Origin of the sequence: Nocardia sp. NPDC058518, from assembly GCF_042719655.1 — a bacterium.
Lineage (GTDB): Bacteria > Actinomycetota > Actinomycetes > Mycobacteriales > Mycobacteriaceae > Nocardia.
The window spans coordinates 119,033-135,540 of the sequence record NZ_JBHXNJ010000017.1 but is presented as its reverse complement, the minus strand read 5'-3'; the positions used below and the strand labels follow the sequence as shown (position 1 = coordinate 135,540).

General features: G+C 65.2%; 20 protein-coding genes. 10 read left to right on the top strand and 10 right to left on the bottom strand.

Translation table 11 applies throughout. The features are described from left to right. Positions 1-61 precede the first annotated feature (61 nt). Entirely contained in the window at positions 62-1,138 is a 1,077-nt protein-coding gene (locus ACFWPX_RS26420; protein ID WP_378929949.1) for a M23 family metallopeptidase, read from the top strand. An 11-nt stretch (positions 1,139-1,149) separates the two neighbouring features. Here the strand turns inward: ACFWPX_RS26420 and purD are convergent, their stop codons facing one another. Beyond that, complete coding sequence (purD, locus tag ACFWPX_RS26415) at positions 1,150-2,433, bottom strand: phosphoribosylamine--glycine ligase (RefSeq protein WP_378929947.1); 1,284 nt, start codon at positions 2,431-2,433, stop codon at positions 1,150-1,152. A 192-nt stretch (positions 2,434-2,625) separates the two neighbouring features. Here purD and ACFWPX_RS26410 point away from each other — a divergent pair, with 192 nt between their 5' ends. From ACFWPX_RS26410 to ACFWPX_RS26385, 6 genes are all read left to right on the top strand, one after another. Next, on the top strand, positions 2,626-3,003 hold the full coding sequence (locus ACFWPX_RS26410; RefSeq protein WP_378913857.1) for a PH domain-containing protein: 378 nt from the start codon (positions 2,626-2,628) through the stop codon (positions 3,001-3,003). A 14-nt stretch (positions 3,004-3,017) separates the two neighbouring features. Then, entirely contained in the window at positions 3,018-3,443 is a 426-nt protein-coding gene (locus ACFWPX_RS26405; protein WP_378929946.1) for an HIT family protein, read from the top strand. An 80-nt stretch (positions 3,444-3,523) separates the two neighbouring features. Beyond that, positions 3,524-4,045, top strand: a complete 522-nt coding sequence (locus ACFWPX_RS26400) for a DUF3558 domain-containing protein (protein WP_378929944.1) — start codon at positions 3,524-3,526, stop codon at positions 4,043-4,045. Between the two features lie 38 nt (positions 4,046-4,083). Beyond that, a complete protein-coding gene (locus ACFWPX_RS26395; RefSeq protein WP_378929942.1) occupies positions 4,084-4,467 on the top strand; it encodes a hypothetical protein in 384 nt (127 codons plus the stop codon). Positions 4,468-4,482: 15 nt separating this feature from the next. Continuing rightward, entirely contained in the window at positions 4,483-5,853 is a 1,371-nt protein-coding gene (locus tag ACFWPX_RS26390) for a hypothetical protein (protein WP_378929940.1), read from the top strand. Beyond that, positions 5,850-6,605: an ESX secretion-associated protein EspG gene (locus ACFWPX_RS26385; protein WP_378929938.1), complete on the top strand. Its 756-nt coding sequence runs from the start codon at positions 5,850-5,852 to the stop codon at positions 6,603-6,605. Before ACFWPX_RS26390 ends, ACFWPX_RS26385 begins: the two co-directional genes overlap by 4 nt. Before the next feature lie 810 nt (positions 6,606-7,415). Here the strand turns inward: ACFWPX_RS26385 and ACFWPX_RS26380 are convergent. Genes ACFWPX_RS26380 through ACFWPX_RS26360 form a run of 5 tightly spaced genes read right to left on the bottom strand, consistent with a single transcriptional unit; the run spans position 7,416 to position 10,046 of the window. Continuing rightward, complete coding sequence (locus ACFWPX_RS26380) at positions 7,416-7,736, bottom strand: hypothetical protein (protein WP_378929936.1); 321 nt, start codon at positions 7,734-7,736, stop codon at positions 7,416-7,418. Positions 7,737-7,745: 9 nt separating this feature from the next. After that, positions 7,746-8,144: a DUF4279 domain-containing protein gene (locus tag ACFWPX_RS26375; RefSeq protein WP_378929934.1), complete on the bottom strand. Its 399-nt coding sequence runs from the start codon at positions 8,142-8,144 to the stop codon at positions 7,746-7,748. Then, positions 8,141-9,409 (bottom strand): polymorphic toxin type 33 domain-containing protein, encoded by a 1,269-nt coding sequence (locus ACFWPX_RS26370; RefSeq protein WP_378929932.1) that lies wholly within the window; start codon positions 9,407-9,409, stop codon positions 8,141-8,143. The genes ACFWPX_RS26375 and ACFWPX_RS26370 overlap by 4 nt, the downstream gene beginning before the upstream one ends. Further along, a complete protein-coding gene (locus ACFWPX_RS26365) occupies positions 9,409-9,705 on the bottom strand; it encodes a WXG100 family type VII secretion target (RefSeq protein WP_378929930.1) in 297 nt (98 codons plus the stop codon). Before ACFWPX_RS26365 ends, ACFWPX_RS26370 begins: the two co-directional genes overlap by 1 nt. Then, positions 9,705-10,046: a WXG100 family type VII secretion target gene (locus ACFWPX_RS26360; protein ID WP_378929928.1), complete on the bottom strand. Its 342-nt coding sequence runs from the start codon at positions 10,044-10,046 to the stop codon at positions 9,705-9,707. Before ACFWPX_RS26360 ends, ACFWPX_RS26365 begins: the two co-directional genes overlap by 1 nt. A gap of 372 nt (positions 10,047-10,418) precedes the next feature. Between ACFWPX_RS26360 and ACFWPX_RS26355 the strand changes: the two genes are divergently transcribed. Both ACFWPX_RS26355 and ACFWPX_RS26350 read left to right on the top strand, forming a co-directional pair. Next, positions 10,419-11,051 carry a Uma2 family endonuclease gene (locus ACFWPX_RS26355; RefSeq protein WP_378929926.1) on the top strand — a complete coding sequence of 211 codons (633 nt, stop codon included), beginning with the start codon at positions 10,419-10,421 and terminating at the stop codon, positions 11,049-11,051. A 45-nt stretch (positions 11,052-11,096) separates the two neighbouring features. Further along, positions 11,097-11,522 (top strand): hypothetical protein, encoded by a 426-nt coding sequence (locus ACFWPX_RS26350; protein ID WP_378929924.1) that lies wholly within the window; start codon positions 11,097-11,099, stop codon positions 11,520-11,522. Between the two features lie 4 nt (positions 11,523-11,526). Here the strand turns inward: ACFWPX_RS26350 and ACFWPX_RS26345 are convergent, their stop codons facing one another. Both ACFWPX_RS26345 and ACFWPX_RS26340 read right to left on the bottom strand, forming a co-directional pair. Beyond that, positions 11,527-12,753, bottom strand: a complete 1,227-nt coding sequence (locus tag ACFWPX_RS26345) for a HipA domain-containing protein (RefSeq protein WP_378929922.1) — start codon at positions 12,751-12,753, stop codon at positions 11,527-11,529. After that, on the bottom strand, positions 12,750-13,376 hold the full coding sequence (locus ACFWPX_RS26340) for a hypothetical protein (RefSeq protein ID WP_378929920.1): 627 nt from the start codon (positions 13,374-13,376) through the stop codon (positions 12,750-12,752). Before ACFWPX_RS26340 ends, ACFWPX_RS26345 begins: the two co-directional genes overlap by 4 nt. A gap of 256 nt (positions 13,377-13,632) precedes the next feature. On the opposite strand from ACFWPX_RS26340, the gene ACFWPX_RS26335 reads away from it, so the two are divergent. Further along, complete coding sequence (locus ACFWPX_RS26335; RefSeq protein WP_378929919.1) at positions 13,633-14,634, top strand: 1-aminocyclopropane-1-carboxylate deaminase/D-cysteine desulfhydrase; 1,002 nt, start codon at positions 13,633-13,635, stop codon at positions 14,632-14,634. 75 nt (positions 14,635-14,709) lie between these two features. On the opposite strand, the gene ACFWPX_RS26330 is transcribed toward ACFWPX_RS26335, so the two are convergent. Together ACFWPX_RS26330 and ACFWPX_RS26325 are read right to left on the bottom strand one after the other, a co-directional pair. Continuing rightward, positions 14,710-15,933: an RNA polymerase sigma factor gene (locus ACFWPX_RS26330; protein ID WP_378929917.1), complete on the bottom strand. Its 1,224-nt coding sequence runs from the start codon at positions 15,931-15,933 to the stop codon at positions 14,710-14,712. Continuing rightward, positions 15,930-16,277 carry a YciI family protein gene (locus ACFWPX_RS26325; RefSeq protein WP_378929915.1) on the bottom strand — a complete coding sequence of 116 codons (348 nt, stop codon included), beginning with the start codon at positions 16,275-16,277 and terminating at the stop codon, positions 15,930-15,932. The genes ACFWPX_RS26330 and ACFWPX_RS26325 overlap by 4 nt, the downstream gene beginning before the upstream one ends. Positions 16,278-16,508: the final 231 nt, after the last annotated feature.

Genomic DNA, 16,508 nt, shown 5'->3' with positions numbered 1-16,508 from the left:
CGAAGACGCAGCCACCGGCGCGACCCCTGTGGTCACGTCGGGGCCGGGGCGCGGGGGCGGAATGAAGCGGACAGGGACGAAGGCGGCGGAACCCGCCGACACCGAAACGACCAGCCCCGAGTCGGCGCACTCGAACACCGATGCGCTTCGCCGTCCGCCCGTCAGCGTCAATGGCCGAATCCTGCAAGCGAATTGGCGCGAACAGCTGCCGTCCAAGGTCGGGGCGCGCGATCGGATGGCCGAGTGGGCCGCGCGGTATCCGCTGGTCGGTGAGATCGCGGGCGAACTGCGTAGCGGTGAGGTGCGCAAGGTCTTCTGGCGGCGGCCCAAGGCGCAAGCCGAGGGGATGTGGGCGCGCAGGCCCAGTCGCGAGCGGGTGCGCCAGGTACTGCTCGAACGGCGCGTGCTCATCGTCGGGGTGCTCGCGGTCTCGGTGTTCGTGGCGGCCGACGGACAGTTCGGCGGCGCCGTCGCCGAGCGTCCGCTCGCGCCGGGCGAAGCGCTCCACGTGGCCATCGCCTATCCCCCGCAGCTGCTGCCGAACCCCCAATCGGTGAGACCCATGCTCGATGCCATCGCCGCAGGTGAGAAGCGTCGTGAGGCGCATGTGGTCGCCGCGGCGGCCCGCGCCACCCTCGAACGCGCCAAGGCGGAGGCGGCGGCCGCGGCGTCGGGTGAATGGCAGGACTGGATGGGCCAGCGCGCCCCGGTGGTCCCCGGCGCGATGGTGCCCGGATCGACCCCGTCGGTCGGCGGGTTCAGCCTGCCCGCGAAGGGTGCGTTCACGTCCGGTTTCGGCTCCCGCTGGGGCACCTTGCACCGCGGCATCGACATCGCGGGCCCCATCGGCAGCCCCATCTACGCCGTGGCCGACGGCACCGTGGTCGAAGCCGGACCGGCGCAGGGTTTCGGCCTGTGGGTCCGCATCCGCCACGACGACGGCACCATCAGCATCTACGGCCACATGTACGACTTCTTCGTTTCCCAGGGCGAGCGCGTCCCCGCCGGAATGCAGATCGCGCGCATCGGCAATCGCGGCGATTCCACCGGCCCGCACCTGCATTTCGAAATCGTCCAGAACGGGCAGCACGTGGATCCGCAGGCCTGGCTCGCGATGCACGGCCTGCGGCTCAACTGATCGTCCGCGAATTACCCCACGACGCTGTTGCGTTCCGGAACAACAACTTCGGTCGCGCCGATGTCGGTCCGGAAATGGCTGCCGGGGAGTTTGATTCCCGCGAGTCGTGCGTAGGCCCGCTCCCGTGCCTGCGCGAGATCCGCACCGACGCCGACCACGTTCAGCACGCGCCCGCCCGCCGACACCAGCGCCTTGTCCTCGCGCTGATCCGTACCGGCGTGCAGCACCAGGGTCTCGCCCTCCAGCGCGCCGTCGTCGGCACCGGTGATCACATCGCCGGTGCGCGGGCGCGCCGGGTAGTTCTCGGCGGCGAGCACGACGGTGATCGCGGAACCGTCCTTCCAGCGCGGGGCGTCGACCTCGGCGAGGCGGCCGGTCGCGGTGGCGTGCAGGAGTTCGGCGAACGGGCTGTCGAGCAGCGCGAGCACCGCCTGGGTCTCGGGATCGCCGAAACGGCAATTGAATTCGACGACAGCGGGGCCGTTCGTGCCGATCGCCAGACCCGCGTACAGCAGGCCGGAGAACGAACTGCCGCGCGCGACGAGCTCGGCCGCGACCGGCTTCACCACGTCGTCGATGATCTCGGTGAGCGTCTCGTCCGGCAGCCACGGCAGCGGCGTGTAGGCGCCCATGCCGCCGGTGTTCGGGCCGGAATCGCCGTCGCCGACTCGCTTGTGGTCCTGCGCGGGCAGCAGCGGAACCACGGTTTCGCCGTCGACCAGGCAGAACAGCGACACCTCAGGGCCGTCGAGGAACGACTCCAGCAGCACCGGGTGGCCCTGCTCGAGCAGCTCGGCGCCGTGATCGCGGGCCGCGCGGCGGTCGGTGGTCACCACCACGCCCTTGCCTGCGGCGAGCCCGTCGTCCTTGACCACCCAGGTCGGGCCGAAGCGGTCCAGCGCGGCGTCCAGCTCGGCCGGACTGTCGACGATCTCGCTGTGCGCGGTCCGCACCCCGGCCACCGCCATCACATCTTTCGCGAACGCCTTGGACCCCTCGATCCGCGCCGCGTCGGCCGACGGGCCGAACACCGGGAACCCGGCCGCGCGCACGACGTCGGCGACGCCGAGCACCAGCGGCACCTCGGGACCGATCACCACCAGGTCGGCGGCCACTTCGGCGGCCAGCGCGGCGACGTCTTCGGCGGCGCAGGGATCGACCGGGCGCAGCTCGGCGTGTTGGCCGATGCCGGGGTTGCCAGGGGCCGCGATCACCGCCGTCACGGACGGATCCCGGCGCAGCGCCAGGACGAGGGCATGTTCACGGGCTCCGGAACCGATGACGAGTACGCGCACGGCCCTTAGATTAGTCGCGCCGTCATAGGTCGCCGCGCTAGGGCCGACCGCACCGATCGTGCCCATGATCGACTTTTCGGCCGATCGGCGAACTGGTGAACGTATTGCGCAGCATCTCGCCGCCCGGCTTCGCTTGCGCCACAATGGAACCAGGTGTGGCACAGCAGCCGCCACCGAAACGGGGAGCACATGATGGGCCTGCTCGACGGGATGATGGGTAATGCCGGTCGCATAGATCCGGCCGCCGCCCAGCAGGAATACGCGAAGCTGTTCGGCCAGGGCGAGCAGGTGTATGCCGCGTTCATCCTGGTCCGCGACGCGATGCTGTTCACCAACCGCCGCCTGATCATGGTCGACAAACAGGGTGTCACCGGCCGCAAGGTCAGCTACCACAGCATCCCCTACCGCTCGATCAGCCACTTCGCCGTCGAAACCGCGGGCACCTTCGACCTCGACGCCGAGCTCTACATCTGGATCGGCAGCGGCGGCGAGCCGGTCAAGCAGCGATTCAACCGTCAGGTCGACATCTACGAGGTGCAGGGCATCCTGTCGCATTTCGTGTCGATCTAGCTACGCTCACCGGTATGGCATCCGTCTTCAGCGCGATCATCGCAGGTCAGATCCCCGGCCGCTTCGTCTGGGAGGACGACGAATTCGTCGCCTTCCTCACCATCGGCCCCGTCACCCAGGGCCACACCCTCGTCGTCCCGCGCGCGGAGATCGACCAGTGGCAAGACGCGGATCCCGCCGTGATCGCCAGGATGATGGGCCTGGCCCAGAAGATCGGCCAGGCCGTCCGCGTCGCCTTCGACGCCCCTCGCGCCGGCCTGCTCATCGCCGGCCTCGAGGTCCCCCACCTGCACACACACGTCTTCCCCGCCTACACGATGGGCGACTTCGACATCTCGGGCGCGAACACCGACCCCACCCCCGAATCCCTCGACGAGGCCCAAACCAAGATCAAGGCCGCCCTGCGCGACCTCGGCCACGGAGCCAACGTCCCAGCCTGATTTTGCCCTGGATGGAACCGAAACGACCGGTCTCGCGTCTAAGACATCGAGTGGTTGTTGTGCGCGAAAGAGGAGAGACGATGCGACTGGTTGGCTTTGCCGCCGGAGTGTGCGCTGTAGTGGCGCTCGCCGGATGTTCCAAGGCGGTCGATGGGCAGCCCGAGGCCAGTGGGGCTCCGCTGACCAAGGAGCAGTTGTTCGACCCGTGCACGGTGTCGGACAGCGTGTTGCAGGCGGCGGGGGCCGACCCTGCGTCGAAGGACGACAACCCGTTCTCGGTGCCGAGGAAGGACTGGAAGGGGTGCGGTTGGCGGGCAGGCGACTTCTTCATATCGTTCCTGTCGAGTACCTACACAATCGCCGAGTATCGCGCGAACGATTATTATCACGACTTCCAAGAAGTCACCGTCGCCGGAAGAAACGCACTGCAGTACGAGCTCGGGGACAAGAAACCGTCCGATGAATGCGGCGTTGTCTTCGACACGGCCGAGGGCAGGATCGAGATCCTCGCAAGCAAGGCGTCGAGCAGCAAGTCGACAACCGCACCGTGTGCGCGAGTGAATGAGATAGCACCTCATTTCGTGCAACTGCTTCCCAGATAGTTGACTTTAGGACAAGAAAGAAGCCAACAATGGCGGACGTGAACGAGACCGCGAAACAATTTCAAACACTTGCAGGTGAGGCGGCTGCCGGGCGTCTCATCATCGAAGAGGACGCAGCGAACCGGTGTGCGCAGCGGTGTGATGACTATCGGATAGAACTCGATCAACTTTCCTTTCGGGCAAAGAGAATGGTCCAGGCCGACTCGTTCGGGGACCTGGAATCCGCAATTGCCCTCGGTGATAAGTTCGCCAAACTCGCCAGCGGCGAGGCCGGAAGTGGATCGTACACCGACGCCATCACCCAGCATCAAGAGATTCTCACCGCGATGGCCGACATGTACCGCAAAGCTGGCGCCGCATACAAAGCCTGCGACGAAGCCACCCAGTTGGCCATCAAGCAGCAGACCAACAAACTCGATTGATTCCAGGGGGGCAACATGTCATTCGGAGAATTCCTTGTCGGACTATCCAATCCGAGCACTTTCGTCAGCACGGTCACCAACCGCGTAGGTTCGCTGTTCGACTCCGATATCGAGCCCGCGCAATCCGAATTGGATGCGCAGGCGGACGGAAATAAAGAACGCACGCAAATCTATGGCGACAACAAGGCGCTGGCCTCCGGATTCTCGGGCGAATATACAGCTCAAGTGGTTCCTCCCGTGATGGAATCATTCGTCGACATGGAACATTCCCGAATCATGAAGTTTGTCGAATCGATCGACGTCACAAAAATGGGTGAGAGCATTACGGGTTGGACAACCCTCGCGGATGACACCAAGGCCAAGGCAACAGCTTTCCGCGACAACATCCACAACGAAATGGAGCGCGGCTGGTCAGGTACCGCCGCGACGCAGGCCCTTTCCAGCACCAACAGCTATCTCACCGAAATCGACAAGGTCGAGCAGGCCGCGCGGTTGATCGGCAACAAGATGAACGAAGCTCGTTCAGGCTTCCAGCAGGTGAAGTACTCGGTTCCCCATGAGTCCGACAATCAGAGCAGCACCGTCGCGGGCGTCGTCGTTACCGTGCTCTCCAACGCGGTCGTGCCGGGGCTCGGCTCCGCCGCCGGTTTGGTCATGGACAGCACCAGCGCAGGCCGCGCCGACGCCGCAGAGGCAGCCGCCCGCCAGGTGATGACGACCGTCTACAAGCCGGTCGCCGAACAGTCCGACACTCAGGTCCCGAAGGTCCCCACGCCGGCGAAACCCCAGTCCGACCAGCCGCAGGGCAAACCCACCACGGAAAAGCAGGGCACCAACACCGACAAAGGCACGACCACCGACAAGGGCACCACCACCGACCCGGGCGACGACACCACTCCCACCACCACGGAGCCGGAAACCCCCACCACCGACGACCCGGCCGAAGACGACACCACCGGCGACGACACGACCGGCGACGAGACCACCGCCGCCACGACAACCCCGGAAACCCCCACCACCACGACCCCGGCAGGCACCACCCCGGGCACCACCCCGGCGGGTACCTCCCCTGGCGGCCTCGGCTCCGGTGGCGGAGCGGGCGGTGGCGCGGGCGCAGGCGCGGGCGCGGGCACCCCCGGCGCGGCAGTCCCCGGCACGGCCGGGCAGAAGCAGGGCGCAGGTGCGGGCGCGGGTGCGGGTTCCGGCGCGTCGTCGGGCCGCTCGGGCATGTCCGGCATGGGTGGAATGGGCGCTCCCGGCGCACGCGGCGGCGGCAAGGACGAGGAGAACGAGCACCAGGCCCCCGACTACCTGCGCGGCGTCCACGAAGAACTGCTCGGCCCCGAACGCCTGCACGTCCCGCCGGTGATCGGTGGCGACGCATGACCGACACCTGGGAGCTGACCCCGTTCGAATTCTGGGTCGCCTGGGAAACGCTCGGCCGCGACCGCATGCCCTGGCCCCTCACCTTCACCGCAGGCGTCGAAACCCAGGTCGAATTCGACCTGGAGTGCCGTCGTGCCGCGGATGCGCTGATCGCCAAGATGGGCACCGACGAATCGCTCTACCACGCCCTACACGCCCTGGCGCACCCCGAAATCCGCATCGAACTGTTCGGCCACCGGCTGGACGGCCGTACCCGCATGGTCCGCGCCTGCGCCACCACCGAGGCAGGCAACGGCGCGATCGCCGCCCAGCTCCCCGGCCCCGAATACGGCCAGGGCGGCAACATCCTGATCTCCCTACGCCCGGCCCACGCGATCACCACCCGCCTGCTGGCCATCCTCCCGAAAACCCCCGCGGGCACCACCGGCGGCTTCAACGTCCACCGCGACGACTTCGCCAACACCCCCGACCCCTACGCCCGCCACCGCACCCCCGCCGAACAAGCCCTCAAATTCCTCAAACGCCCCTTCACCACCTACGCGGAATTCCGTGTAGCCACCGGCCCCGCTCTCGACGGCTGGCAAGAAGGCGGCACCACCCTCCAACTGGTCGACTACACCAACGACGGCCGCTACCTCATCCAAGAAGGCGAACGCATCGAAGTAACCCCCACCACCCCCGACAAAATAGAAGCCCACCTCCAACGCCTGATCGACCAAGCCACGGCCGCCACCCGCCAATCAGCCTGGTAGCCAACATATTCGGGCAATACACAGCGGATTCTTGGCAAGTCCGAACGAGCGTAGGAAATCCTGCACAGCACCGGCATAGCTGCACAGGACTCCTACGCCAAGATCATTCCTGCAACGAGGACACATCAAAACAAATGACGTCGCCGGGCTGGGCAACACGCGATATTTCCTCCGAAAATACGAGGGCATAGACACCCGACTCCGATCTATTCAAGTGCATCGACTCGAGCGTGCCTTTGACCTCGGTTCCATCACCCCGGCGTATCGTCACCTGCTGTCCGATCTTAAAGTTTCCCGTGGCCCTGCCCACGACATACGGGTTAGCCATGAAGCTAACCGGGTAGATATCCGTGATAAAAAACTCACTAATTGAATTCCACCTCTATACGAAACAGGCTGCAGTAGCTAATCCGGCGTGGCCGGACCGTCACCCCGTAAGTATGTCGCGCTGGCGCAGCTCGGGTAGCACGCGGGCGACAGTCGCGAAGTCGTCGTCAGTGTGCAAGACGGTCAGGTCGTGGTGGACAGCAGTAGCGCAGACGACCAGGTCGACCACGCCTGCCGAGCGGTGCTGTCCCCGCTGAGTCAGGACGTATCTTTCTCACGGAACAGGCGCCACAGCGCCGACGTATCCAGCAGGTACCCGATCACCGCGAGAAGGCTTGCCTGCGTGCCGCTTTCGCCGCCTCACTCGCCGCGGCGGCTTCACCGGGATGACGATCGCGGCGGCGACGAAGTGGGTGAGCCTCAGGGTGAACTTGGTGTCGGCGGATGCGAGTTCTTCCATCGGGTACGGCGATTGTCGATGGCCTATGTTGTTGTGCGCGGCCCGGTTTTGATCCGCAGCGACATTCCTGTAGAGACAAGGCGGTTCAGGAGTCGACGATCGAAGTGCATAGAAGGAAAGCTTCTGCCTGCCAACGCAGCCTCGACCAGAATTTCGCCGCCAGAAGTGCTGTATGTCGCCACCGAGTTGGCGGCACTAAATTCGTCGAGGAACGCGTCGACCGCGTCCTCCAGACTCCAGTTCGTGACGATCCGATGAAAATGCGTCCCATCGGCGTCATTTTCGCCAATTCCGATTACTTCAGTGCGAATCACCGGAGTTTGGTCGTCTTGTTCATCGATCATTGATTACTCCTAAATGATATCGATATCGAGTGAAAGTCCAGAAGGCGCTAGAAATTCGAGCGTCGCATGCGACAAGGTGATTGCAGGCCAACAACCCGCCGGGGCGTCCACCGCGACGATCAGACAGCCGGACATCCCCTGCCCCAACAAAATGTGCCGCAAATGCCCGTTAACCTGTGCAAGTTGCCCTACAGCCCGGTCGACCTGCTCGCCAACCTGTCCGACGCCGGTCGCTAGCCGAAGAACCCATCCATCGGAACTTCTACGTAGTTTGGGGGCGGGCCCCTGCTGACCGGAGCGCCATTGATCGGACGGCGTAAGACCCAGCGCCGCAGTCACCTCATCTGGGTCGAAAACACCGGTCAATCGTAGAGAAACGGCTACTTCGACAAGCTTCTCATCCGTCATTGCAATCTAATCCCCGTCGGGTCGCCTGGGCCTTTTCCGCCTTTTGGCTTAATGTACACGTTCCCCTTTCCATCCTTGTAAAGGTCATATCGCGACGGCGGATCCGGTTTTACGTCATGTGGGTCATGACCGCGGGATTTCAGTTCCCTAATATCCTTGTCGGTCAGGATTTTATCCTGCGCGGGGTTCCGTGTGCGTTCCTCCGTGCGGTCCCAGACCGGCTCATCGTCGGCCGCCTCGTCGGCCGCTATGTATACCGCCATGGCCGCGATCGCACCGACCGCCGCGGTCAGCCCAGCTTGGGTGAGATCGGGGATGGCGGTGAATCCGCCGCTGGCCACTCCGATGGTGATGACCGCGCCGACGGCGGTGACCATGCGGCTCACAGTGACGGTGTTCTTGATGATCACTGCCGTGGATTCCACGATCTCGATGGTGACCGCGGTCCCGCCCGCACCAGCGGCGGCGGCGCCGACGCCGGCGGTCAGGAAGGCCGCGACGCCGACGATCACCACGGTTAACGCGATGGCTGCGCCGATCTCGACCGCGGCGGCAGCGACTTGTTTGCCGATGTCCTCGCGCATTGTCGAGAGCGCGTCATTGTGTTCGGTCAGCGGCGTGACGATGCCCTTGGCAGCTTCTGCGAGTAGTTTTGCCGCCTGCTCGAGGGTCGCAAGTTTTTCGTCGATGGCGATGATATTGGGGTCGGTGTTGCCATCAAATTTGGCTTTGACCCCGCTGATTGTGGTCGCGGCCCCGGTGACTGTGGCATGTTCGGCGAAGGTTTTCCACGCGTCGCGGGCGATGCCGAGTTTGTCCTTGTCACCGTTGGGGATTCGTCCGACTCGCTCCAGGAGTCCGACAATGACGCCTTCGTCCAGCCCCGGACCATTGTCGCCGCGCGAGCTGACCGGCAAGGCCATACCGGAGTCGTAGAGCGGTTCCGACTCGGTGGGTTTGGTGGGTTCCGAACCGGTCGCTGCGGTGCGGTTGGAGTACCACCAGTTGTAGCCGTTCGCTTGCAAGACGTCGCCATAGCGAAGCAGCGCGTTCGCCAATGTCGCGGCAAGAGTAACGATTTCGTTGGCGTGGTTGTCGTAGGCGGTGATCCAGTTATTGCACGATTCGTGGTTTCCGGCCATGCCGCCGCACTGGTGTTGCAGTGCGGCATTGAGTGGACCGAGGGCAAGGCTGAGGTCGTTGGCTAGGGCGTGGCATTTGTTGCCGGCGTCGTAGTACATGCCGGTGTCGATGGTCCACGTCACTAGGCGCTACCCAGCATCTTCTTGTTGAGGTCGGCGGCATTGCCGTAGCGGGTGTGCGCTGATTTGGCGGCAGTGCTCATATCGCGCAGACCATCGGCGAATTCTCTTGCACCGGTTACCCATTGGGTGTGGGCTATCTGGTAGGCGTCGGCAGCGATGCCTTCCCAGCTGCCGCCTTTGAGGGTCGCGACCTGATCGTCGATGTCGTCGAGGTGGTCGGCGACGTAGCCGGCGAGACCGGCGATTCGGGCCACGATCTGGTCGAGTTGGTCCATATTGACCGAGAATTCCGACATCACAGGCCCGGGAGGTCAAGGCTGGACGTGTTCAGTGAGTATGCGCGATTGGTGTCTTGCTGTTGATAGTTATCGGCGGTGATGCCGAGTTTGTTGGCCATGTCGGTGAGCGCGGTGATGATGGTTGTGCCGCCGTCGTGGGTTTCGGTCCAGCCAGTACCGAACAAAGTAGCCAGGTCACCGCTCCAGCCGCCCGCCAATAGGGTGTCGACCTCAGTGTTGGCTGAGGTGAGGGCCGTGCGCAGCGCTTCGGCGATGCCGTAGACGTAGCGGCCGACGGCTTGGACTTCAGTGGGTACGACAGATAGCGACCCTCCGTCGCTCCCCCCAGGAGTGCTCATAGCGAGTGAGGCTACGGGAGCCGATGGCCTGCCACTATGTGGGTTGCATCACCTCGTGCGGCAGACGGCGCCTACGTACTTCTCTGTGTATCTGCTTGCCTGCGTGCTATTTTCGCCGACACACCAGCCGCGGTGGCATCATCGAAGTCGCCGCGTTGTCCGCGCTCGAATAACAGTTGCGCGGAATTCCTCCCGCCGGACCGACTCCCCGTATTCCCGTAGCGCCGCGTCGACGGTGCCCTTCTCGGCCCATCAACTGCACCGCCTCTGCGAGAGCTTCGTCGGCCATGCCACCAACATTGCCACGGCCCAAGAGCCGGTAGCGCCGTGTTTCCCGGAGACCTCGCGCGTCACGCAAGCTAGCCTTGCAAGGTGACCGCAGACCTCGGCAGCGCCGGTTCGCTCCCAGAAATGCTCACCTGGGAGGAATTCCTAGCGCTGCCCGACGCCATCGCGCAGTGTGTGGAGGGACTCGACCATGGTCGCGTCATCCGGGCACGCACCGGGCCCCGCCGAAATCAGCGGGCCGCGGTACGCCTGCGCAACGCACTGGAGTCTGCCTGGTCGGCAGTGTGTTCAGAACACGACGAGTGCTTCGAAGCCGACGTCGAGCAGCCGATATTCTTCACAGCCAAGAACGACTTCCTCAATCCGGATTTCATCCTGTACCGGTGTCTGCCAGACCAGGATCAGGACGTGCCCGCGTCCGCCGTTGTTATCGCGGGTGAAGTCCTGTCGCCGTCGAACTCCGTTCAAGACATGACCCGGAAGACCACCCGGTATGCCGAGGCCGGAATCCCCTGGTACTGGGAAGTCGATGCCGGTGAGAAAGCAGTAACCATTCGAATCAACGCGCTGTTACCCGCTCCGGAACACCGCCCAGCCGGTGTCACTCCCCTGCGGGCCTTCCACTACGAACCGGTCGCGCAGTGGGTCGGCGACGGCGATCTCACCTACCACCTGCCCTTCCCTTTCACGATCCCGTCAAAAAGCCTGGCCTACTAGTGACCTGAGTAGGTCAGATAGGTTCTATCGGAAGGGGTTTCGCAGATGCGTTCGACTATCGGGCTCACCGCCATCGTCGCGATTTCGCTACTCGGCACCGGAACAGCGTCGGCGGAGGTGCGCGAGGCGAAGATCCAGTGCCTCGGTTCGAACGCCAACTTCCACCTGTACCCGTTCTATCTGTCCCTCGTGGCGACCTCGTCGGACGACCGCCCCGGCACCATCTCGGTCCAGCCGCGCGGCGATTCGGCCTTCGGCCCCTTCGGCTACCACGCGACCGTGAACTGGACCAACCTCGACACCGGCGAATCCGGCGTGACCACCCAGCACGGCTCCGTAAGCGGCAACATGCCCAGCTTCGACGTCCACACCGGCTGGGGCACAGTCCGCCTGACCGGCGCCGTAGGCACCTCCGGCCTGTCCGCGGGCCAGACCATGCAGTGCTCCGGCACAGACCTATTCGTGCCGTAGCGACCTATTCGTGCCGTAGCGCCGAGCGGCCGGGCGCCGCGATAGACGCGATGTTCTTGCCGATCAGTTCGCGGCTCCGAGCGATCTCATCAACAGCCGATCCCACCTCGACAGCGTCGACCGCTTCCTGAAGGGAATGGGCCAGCGATGTCACCAGTTCGACTACCCGATCTTCGACCAGACCCGATGTCCGGGCGAGTTTGCGCCAGTGCGGCAGCCTGACTTCCGCGGCACGCCGCGCCCCGCCGATACCCATCGCCAGCTTCTGATCGAACTGCGGGTACAACCCCACCGGTACGACGTCGTACATCGGCGAGAGGACAATTTCGTCCGGCCGGAGCAGCAGGGAGTAGTTCTTGGCATGTGCATCGGCATTGCCCAGAAAAGTGTTGACCGCGAGTTGTCGTACGAAGGCATAGGCGATCTCGGTGCCGACCTGTTCACGAAGTAACCGAATGACCTGCTGTGCCGAGACGTCGTACTTCTCAGCAGGCCCCTTGCCCATCGCCTGGGCGATATCCTCGGCATGAAGTCGCGCCGCGACCTGCCCGGTCCGCACTCGGTCGAATCGCTCGACCAAGTAGGCACTCTGGTCGAGTACCCGCATCACCTGTGCCTGCGGTGCTCCGGCGCCGACTTTCGATGCCAACCCGAGAGCCATCGCTTCTACGTCTTCCAGTCCGGATAGCCCTGGCCGTGCGGGTTTGACGATGTGCGTAGAGGGCACCGTCGCATTCGACCAGTACCACTCACCGCCGATATCGGCGAGCGCGAACTTTCCCTGTGTGCCTGCCAGCGAGAACCGCGCGGGGGATGCCGCGCCTACCCACTGATCCGGGGACCGCTTCAGCGCGGCGATACGTGCGGCCACGTCCTCGTCGCCGGCCGGATCGAGCAGCAACGGCCCTACGTCGGGCGGTCCTTCCTCTGCGGTCAGTACCAGTCCGCCTGCGACGTCGCCGCCGGCCTGGCTCAACAAGTCGAAGGTGTCGACCGACGCGACTCCGTACACCGACGCCATCTGGTATCGCGCCGCGGAATTGTCCGGCAGCAGGTTGTCCAGAAAGTTCGCCGCGGCACGCCGGGTCGCACCACCCGTGCGTGGCAGCGACAGCGAGATCGGCGTGGTGGGCGCGCTCTCGCTGTAGTCGAAACGAACGTGTCCGGATGGCCCGCGCGTGAATGTTCCCGCGTGGTAACCCTCCAACCACGCATGGAGGACCTCGGTCATCGCAGATCCATCGCCGGCAACGCGGTGGGTTCGACGCCTAACGCCCGCAACACCTTTCGCAGACCGATGAGATCGCCTACCGATTCGGCCCGCTCGATGGCCACCACCAGAGCGCGATCCACCCCGGCGCGCTCGGCAAGGTCACTGCGCGCCAGGCCCTGGATGGCCCGTTCGTCGCGAACCACCCGAGCCAGTGTCGACGGATATCGCAAATACTCCTGACGGGGCCGGTGAAGCACCTCCCAGACCCGCGCTTTGTTCCCTGCGATGGCGTGCACGACCAGATTGGACCCGCCGTCCAACTGTATCGGTGGGCGCCCGGCCCACCAATCGACCAATAGTTCGGCCGGATCATCCACCGTGCGCAACAACCTCAGTCGCTCGGCCGTGCGGGCACGCGCCTGGCCGGTCAATTCGCCCAATGATCTGGCGTGCAGCGCGCGCACAAGCGCGCGCTGCGATGCTTCCGACAACGGCCGCCGCGCCGCCCGCCGAACCGGACGAGGCGCATCCACCACCCAACGGCCGCCCACTTTGCGAGCCGGCACAGCACCTGCCCGGGCCAGCGCGCGTACACGCCGAGGTGACACCCCAGCAAGCTCCGCATAGTCGGCCACATTCATGACACAAGTATACCGATTCGGTTCTCCATATGCCGGACGGAAGACCCGGCAGTTCTACACCAGCAGCGGCGGCCGCGAGCTGGATGGCCTCGATGCCGATGGCCGCGCGCAGCAGCTGCTCGCGGCGCCGCTCACCCTTCGCATATCGCTTCTCTGGTTACGGTAGGCAGCACCGACTCCGAGGAGGAAACGTGGCCGACGCCCCGACCTGGACCAACTACATCGAGCGAGTCCTCGGACCGGCCGGCGGCAGCCGATGAACACTCCGCTTCTGCACCAACGCTTTCCACGCCTGCGCGAAACCCTGCCGCATATCGGACTGAACTCCGGCCCGACGCCGGTCCGCCGACTCGATGCGCTGCCCGCCAGTGGCGCGCCGGTCTGGCTCAAAGACGACTGCGTATTCGGTGACGGCGGGTGGGGTGGCAACAAAGTCCGCAAACTGGAATGGATTCTCCCCGAGGCACACCGGCGCGGTTCTCGGACCATCCTGACCGTCGGCGGGTTGGGTACGAACTGGGGCCTGGCCGTCGCCCTGTACGCACGCGACCACGGACTCGGCGCCGCTCTCGCCCTCGTCGACCAGCCCGTGGACGAGCACGTCCGTGCGCAGCTGGGCCGACTCGAGAACAGCGGCGCCGCACTGTATTTCACGCATTCGAAGACGCGGACCATCCTCACCGCGCCGATACTGCTTGCCCGGCACACCAGCGGGGGGCATCTGCCCTACTTCCTGCCGCCCGGCGGATCCTCACCGATCGGCGTCCTCGGATACGTCGAGGCCGCGTTCGAACTGGCCGGACAAGTACACCGCGGCGAGCTACCCGAGCCCACCCACCTCGTGACCGCCGTCGGATCCGGTGGCACGATCGCGGGGCTGCAGCTCGGTTTGCGGATAGCAGGCTTGACGACCCGAGCAGTGGGTGTCGTAGTCAACGACACGTTGCGGTTGGACCCGGCGACGATCACCCGGCTCGCCGGCCGTACCGCGCAACTGCTGCGTAAGCGAGGTGCGGACCTGTCCGATCTCGAACCGCGGGTCGAGGACATCGACATCGTCACCGACTGGCTCGGCAGCGGTTACGGGCATCCCACGCCGGAAGGCGAACGCGCCCAAACCTTGTCAGCCGACCGCGAGCACCTGCTCCTCGAACCCGTCTACACCGCCAAGGCCATGGCGGCGCTGCTGGCGATGAACGAGCAGGGCAGATTCGGCGACGGCCCTGTCCTCTACCTCAATACGAACGGACCGCGATAACCAAGCGAGTCCATGCCTTCGACGACACCCTGACTGCGCGCCGTCCCCTGGATGGCCCCGGAAGAAACGACAGTTCTACACAAGATGCTCGCGCCTCCTGGTCAGGTAGGCGCGCTCCGCCGGGTTCTGCGTGGCGGTGATCGCGGCGTCGTAGGCGGACCTCGCCTCGGCGCCGCGGCCCAACCTGCGGAGCAGATCGGCGCGGGCGGCGTGCCAGGCGTGGTAGCCGTCGAGCGGCAGTGAATCGATTTGCGCCAGAGCTACATTGGGGCCGTCGAGTTCGGCGATGGCGACGGCTCGGTTGAGGGCGACTATCGCGGAGGGGGTTACGGCGTAGAGCTGGTCGTAGAGGGCGACGATCTGGTTCCAGTCGGTATCGCGGGAGTCCGCCGCGTCGGTGTGCACCGCGTTGATCGCCGCCATGAGCTGGTAGCGACCAGGTCGAGGTCCACCTGCCGCGACTCGAGCGAGGCATTCGCGCACGAGCGCGTGCCCCTCGGCGATGAGGGCATGGTCCCAGCCGCCACGGTCCTGCTCATCGAGGGTCACCAGCTCCCCGCCCGCGAAACGCGCCGCACTGCGCGCATCGATGAGCACCATGAGCGCGAGTAACCCGGCGACCTCGCCGTCATCGGGCAGCAGCTCTCGCATGATGCGGCCGAGCCGAATCGCCTCCGCCATCAGGTCGACCCGAATAGCTTGCGCACCAGCCAGATACCCCTCGTTGAAGATGAGGTAGACGACGGCCAGCACTCCGCCGAGCCGATCGGTGACGTCATCGCGATCGGGCACGCGGAACGGGATGTGCGCGGCTTTGATCTTGGCTTTGGCGCGGGTGATGCGTTGCGCCATAGTCGTTTCGGCTACCAGGAACGCACTTGCGATCTCGCCGACCGTGAGCCCGCCGAGCAGGCGTAAGGTCAGCGCGACTCGCGCCTCCGGCGCCAATGCCGGATGACAACTTGTGAATACGAGCCGGAGACGGTCGTCGTTGATCGGTCCGGTCGGTTCGTGCGGTTCGTGATCTTCGATGATCATGGCTGCCTGGTGCTTCGAGTCGCGCAGTGATTCACGGCGGATCCGGTCGATCGCGCGGTTGCCCGCGGTCTTGGTCAGCCAGCCGCCCGGGTTGGGCGGAATGCCGTCGACCGGCCACCGTTCGATGGCGGTGAGCAGGGCCTCGGCCGCCGCGTCCTCGGCGATGTCGAGATCGCCGAAGCGCCGAGCGAGCGAGGCGACCACCCGGCCGTACTCCTCGCGGTAGATCCGATCGATCCGCGCGCGAGTGTCGTCGCTCATGCGCCGTCGAACGTCCTGATCTCGATCTTGGCCTCGCACGCCTTCGACGCTCTGGCCGCGATCTTCATGGCAGCATCGAGATCAGCGGCCTCGATCACCCAGAACCCACCGAGAACCTCCTTGGTCTCGACGAACGGCCCGTCGGTCACCACCACATCGGCCCCGCTGCTGTCGACCACCGTCGCCTCATCCGGGCGCCCGAGCCCACCCGCGAACACCCAGGCCCCCTCGGCCCTGAGCTCGTCATTGAACTTCTCCGTCGCGTCGTAGGAGGCCTGCGCCTCCTCGCGCGGAATGTCGTAAACGCTGGCGTCGATAACCACGGAAAACAGGTACTGAGTCATCTCGAACTCCTTCGTCGGCGGCCGCCACCTCAGCAGCCTCTACCCTCTCCACGAACGACCGAACACGAATACGACATCTCTGACCATGATGCTCTCGAATTTTTTTCTGCAAACGGGGAGCCCGCTCGGGCGGGAAATGCCGGGCATCCTCGAAGCGGGGGGGGGGGCGCGGGGGGGCGGGCACGCCCCCCCCCCGGGGAGCGAAAACGCGGGCGCCCCCCAGAGACGGAC

Excerpts from the sequence above, each read along its gene's own strand:
- ACFWPX_RS26420 (WP_378929949.1), top strand. The coding sequence starts at position 62 with ATGAAGCGGACAGGGACGAAGGCGGCGGAACCCGCCGACACCGAAACG.
- ACFWPX_RS26410 (WP_378913857.1), top strand. The coding sequence starts at position 2,626 with ATGGGCCTGCTCGACGGGATGATGGGTAATGCCGGTCGCATAGATCCG.
- ACFWPX_RS26405 (WP_378929946.1), top strand. The coding sequence starts at position 3,018 with ATGGCATCCGTCTTCAGCGCGATCATCGCAGGTCAGATCCCCGGCCGC.
- ACFWPX_RS26400 (WP_378929944.1), top strand. The coding sequence starts at position 3,524 with ATGCGACTGGTTGGCTTTGCCGCCGGAGTGTGCGCTGTAGTGGCGCTC.
- ACFWPX_RS26390 (WP_378929940.1), top strand. The coding sequence starts at position 4,483 with ATGTCATTCGGAGAATTCCTTGTCGGACTATCCAATCCGAGCACTTTC.
- ACFWPX_RS26385 (WP_378929938.1), top strand. The coding sequence starts at position 5,850 with ATGACCGACACCTGGGAGCTGACCCCGTTCGAATTCTGGGTCGCCTGG.
- ACFWPX_RS26380 (WP_378929936.1), bottom strand. The coding sequence starts at position 7,736 with ATGATCGATGAACAAGACGACCAAACTCCGGTGATTCGCACTGAAGTA.
- ACFWPX_RS26375 (WP_378929934.1), bottom strand. The coding sequence starts at position 8,144 with ATGACGGATGAGAAGCTTGTCGAAGTAGCCGTTTCTCTACGATTGACC.
- ACFWPX_RS26365 (WP_378929930.1), bottom strand. The coding sequence starts at position 9,705 with ATGTCGGAATTCTCGGTCAATATGGACCAACTCGACCAGATCGTGGCC.
- ACFWPX_RS26360 (WP_378929928.1), bottom strand. The coding sequence starts at position 10,046 with ATGAGCACTCCTGGGGGGAGCGACGGAGGGTCGCTATCTGTCGTACCC.
- ACFWPX_RS26350 (WP_378929924.1), top strand. The coding sequence starts at position 11,097 with ATGCGTTCGACTATCGGGCTCACCGCCATCGTCGCGATTTCGCTACTC.
- ACFWPX_RS26345 (WP_378929922.1), bottom strand. The coding sequence starts at position 12,753 with ATGACCGAGGTCCTCCATGCGTGGTTGGAGGGTTACCACGCGGGAACA.
- ACFWPX_RS26340 (WP_378929920.1), bottom strand. The coding sequence starts at position 13,376 with ATGAATGTGGCCGACTATGCGGAGCTTGCTGGGGTGTCACCTCGGCGT.
- ACFWPX_RS26335 (WP_378929919.1), top strand. The coding sequence starts at position 13,633 with ATGAACACTCCGCTTCTGCACCAACGCTTTCCACGCCTGCGCGAAACC.
- ACFWPX_RS26330 (WP_378929917.1), bottom strand. The coding sequence starts at position 15,933 with ATGAGCGACGACACTCGCGCGCGGATCGATCGGATCTACCGCGAGGAG.
- ACFWPX_RS26325 (WP_378929915.1), bottom strand. The coding sequence starts at position 16,277 with ATGACTCAGTACCTGTTTTCCGTGGTTATCGACGCCAGCGTTTACGAC.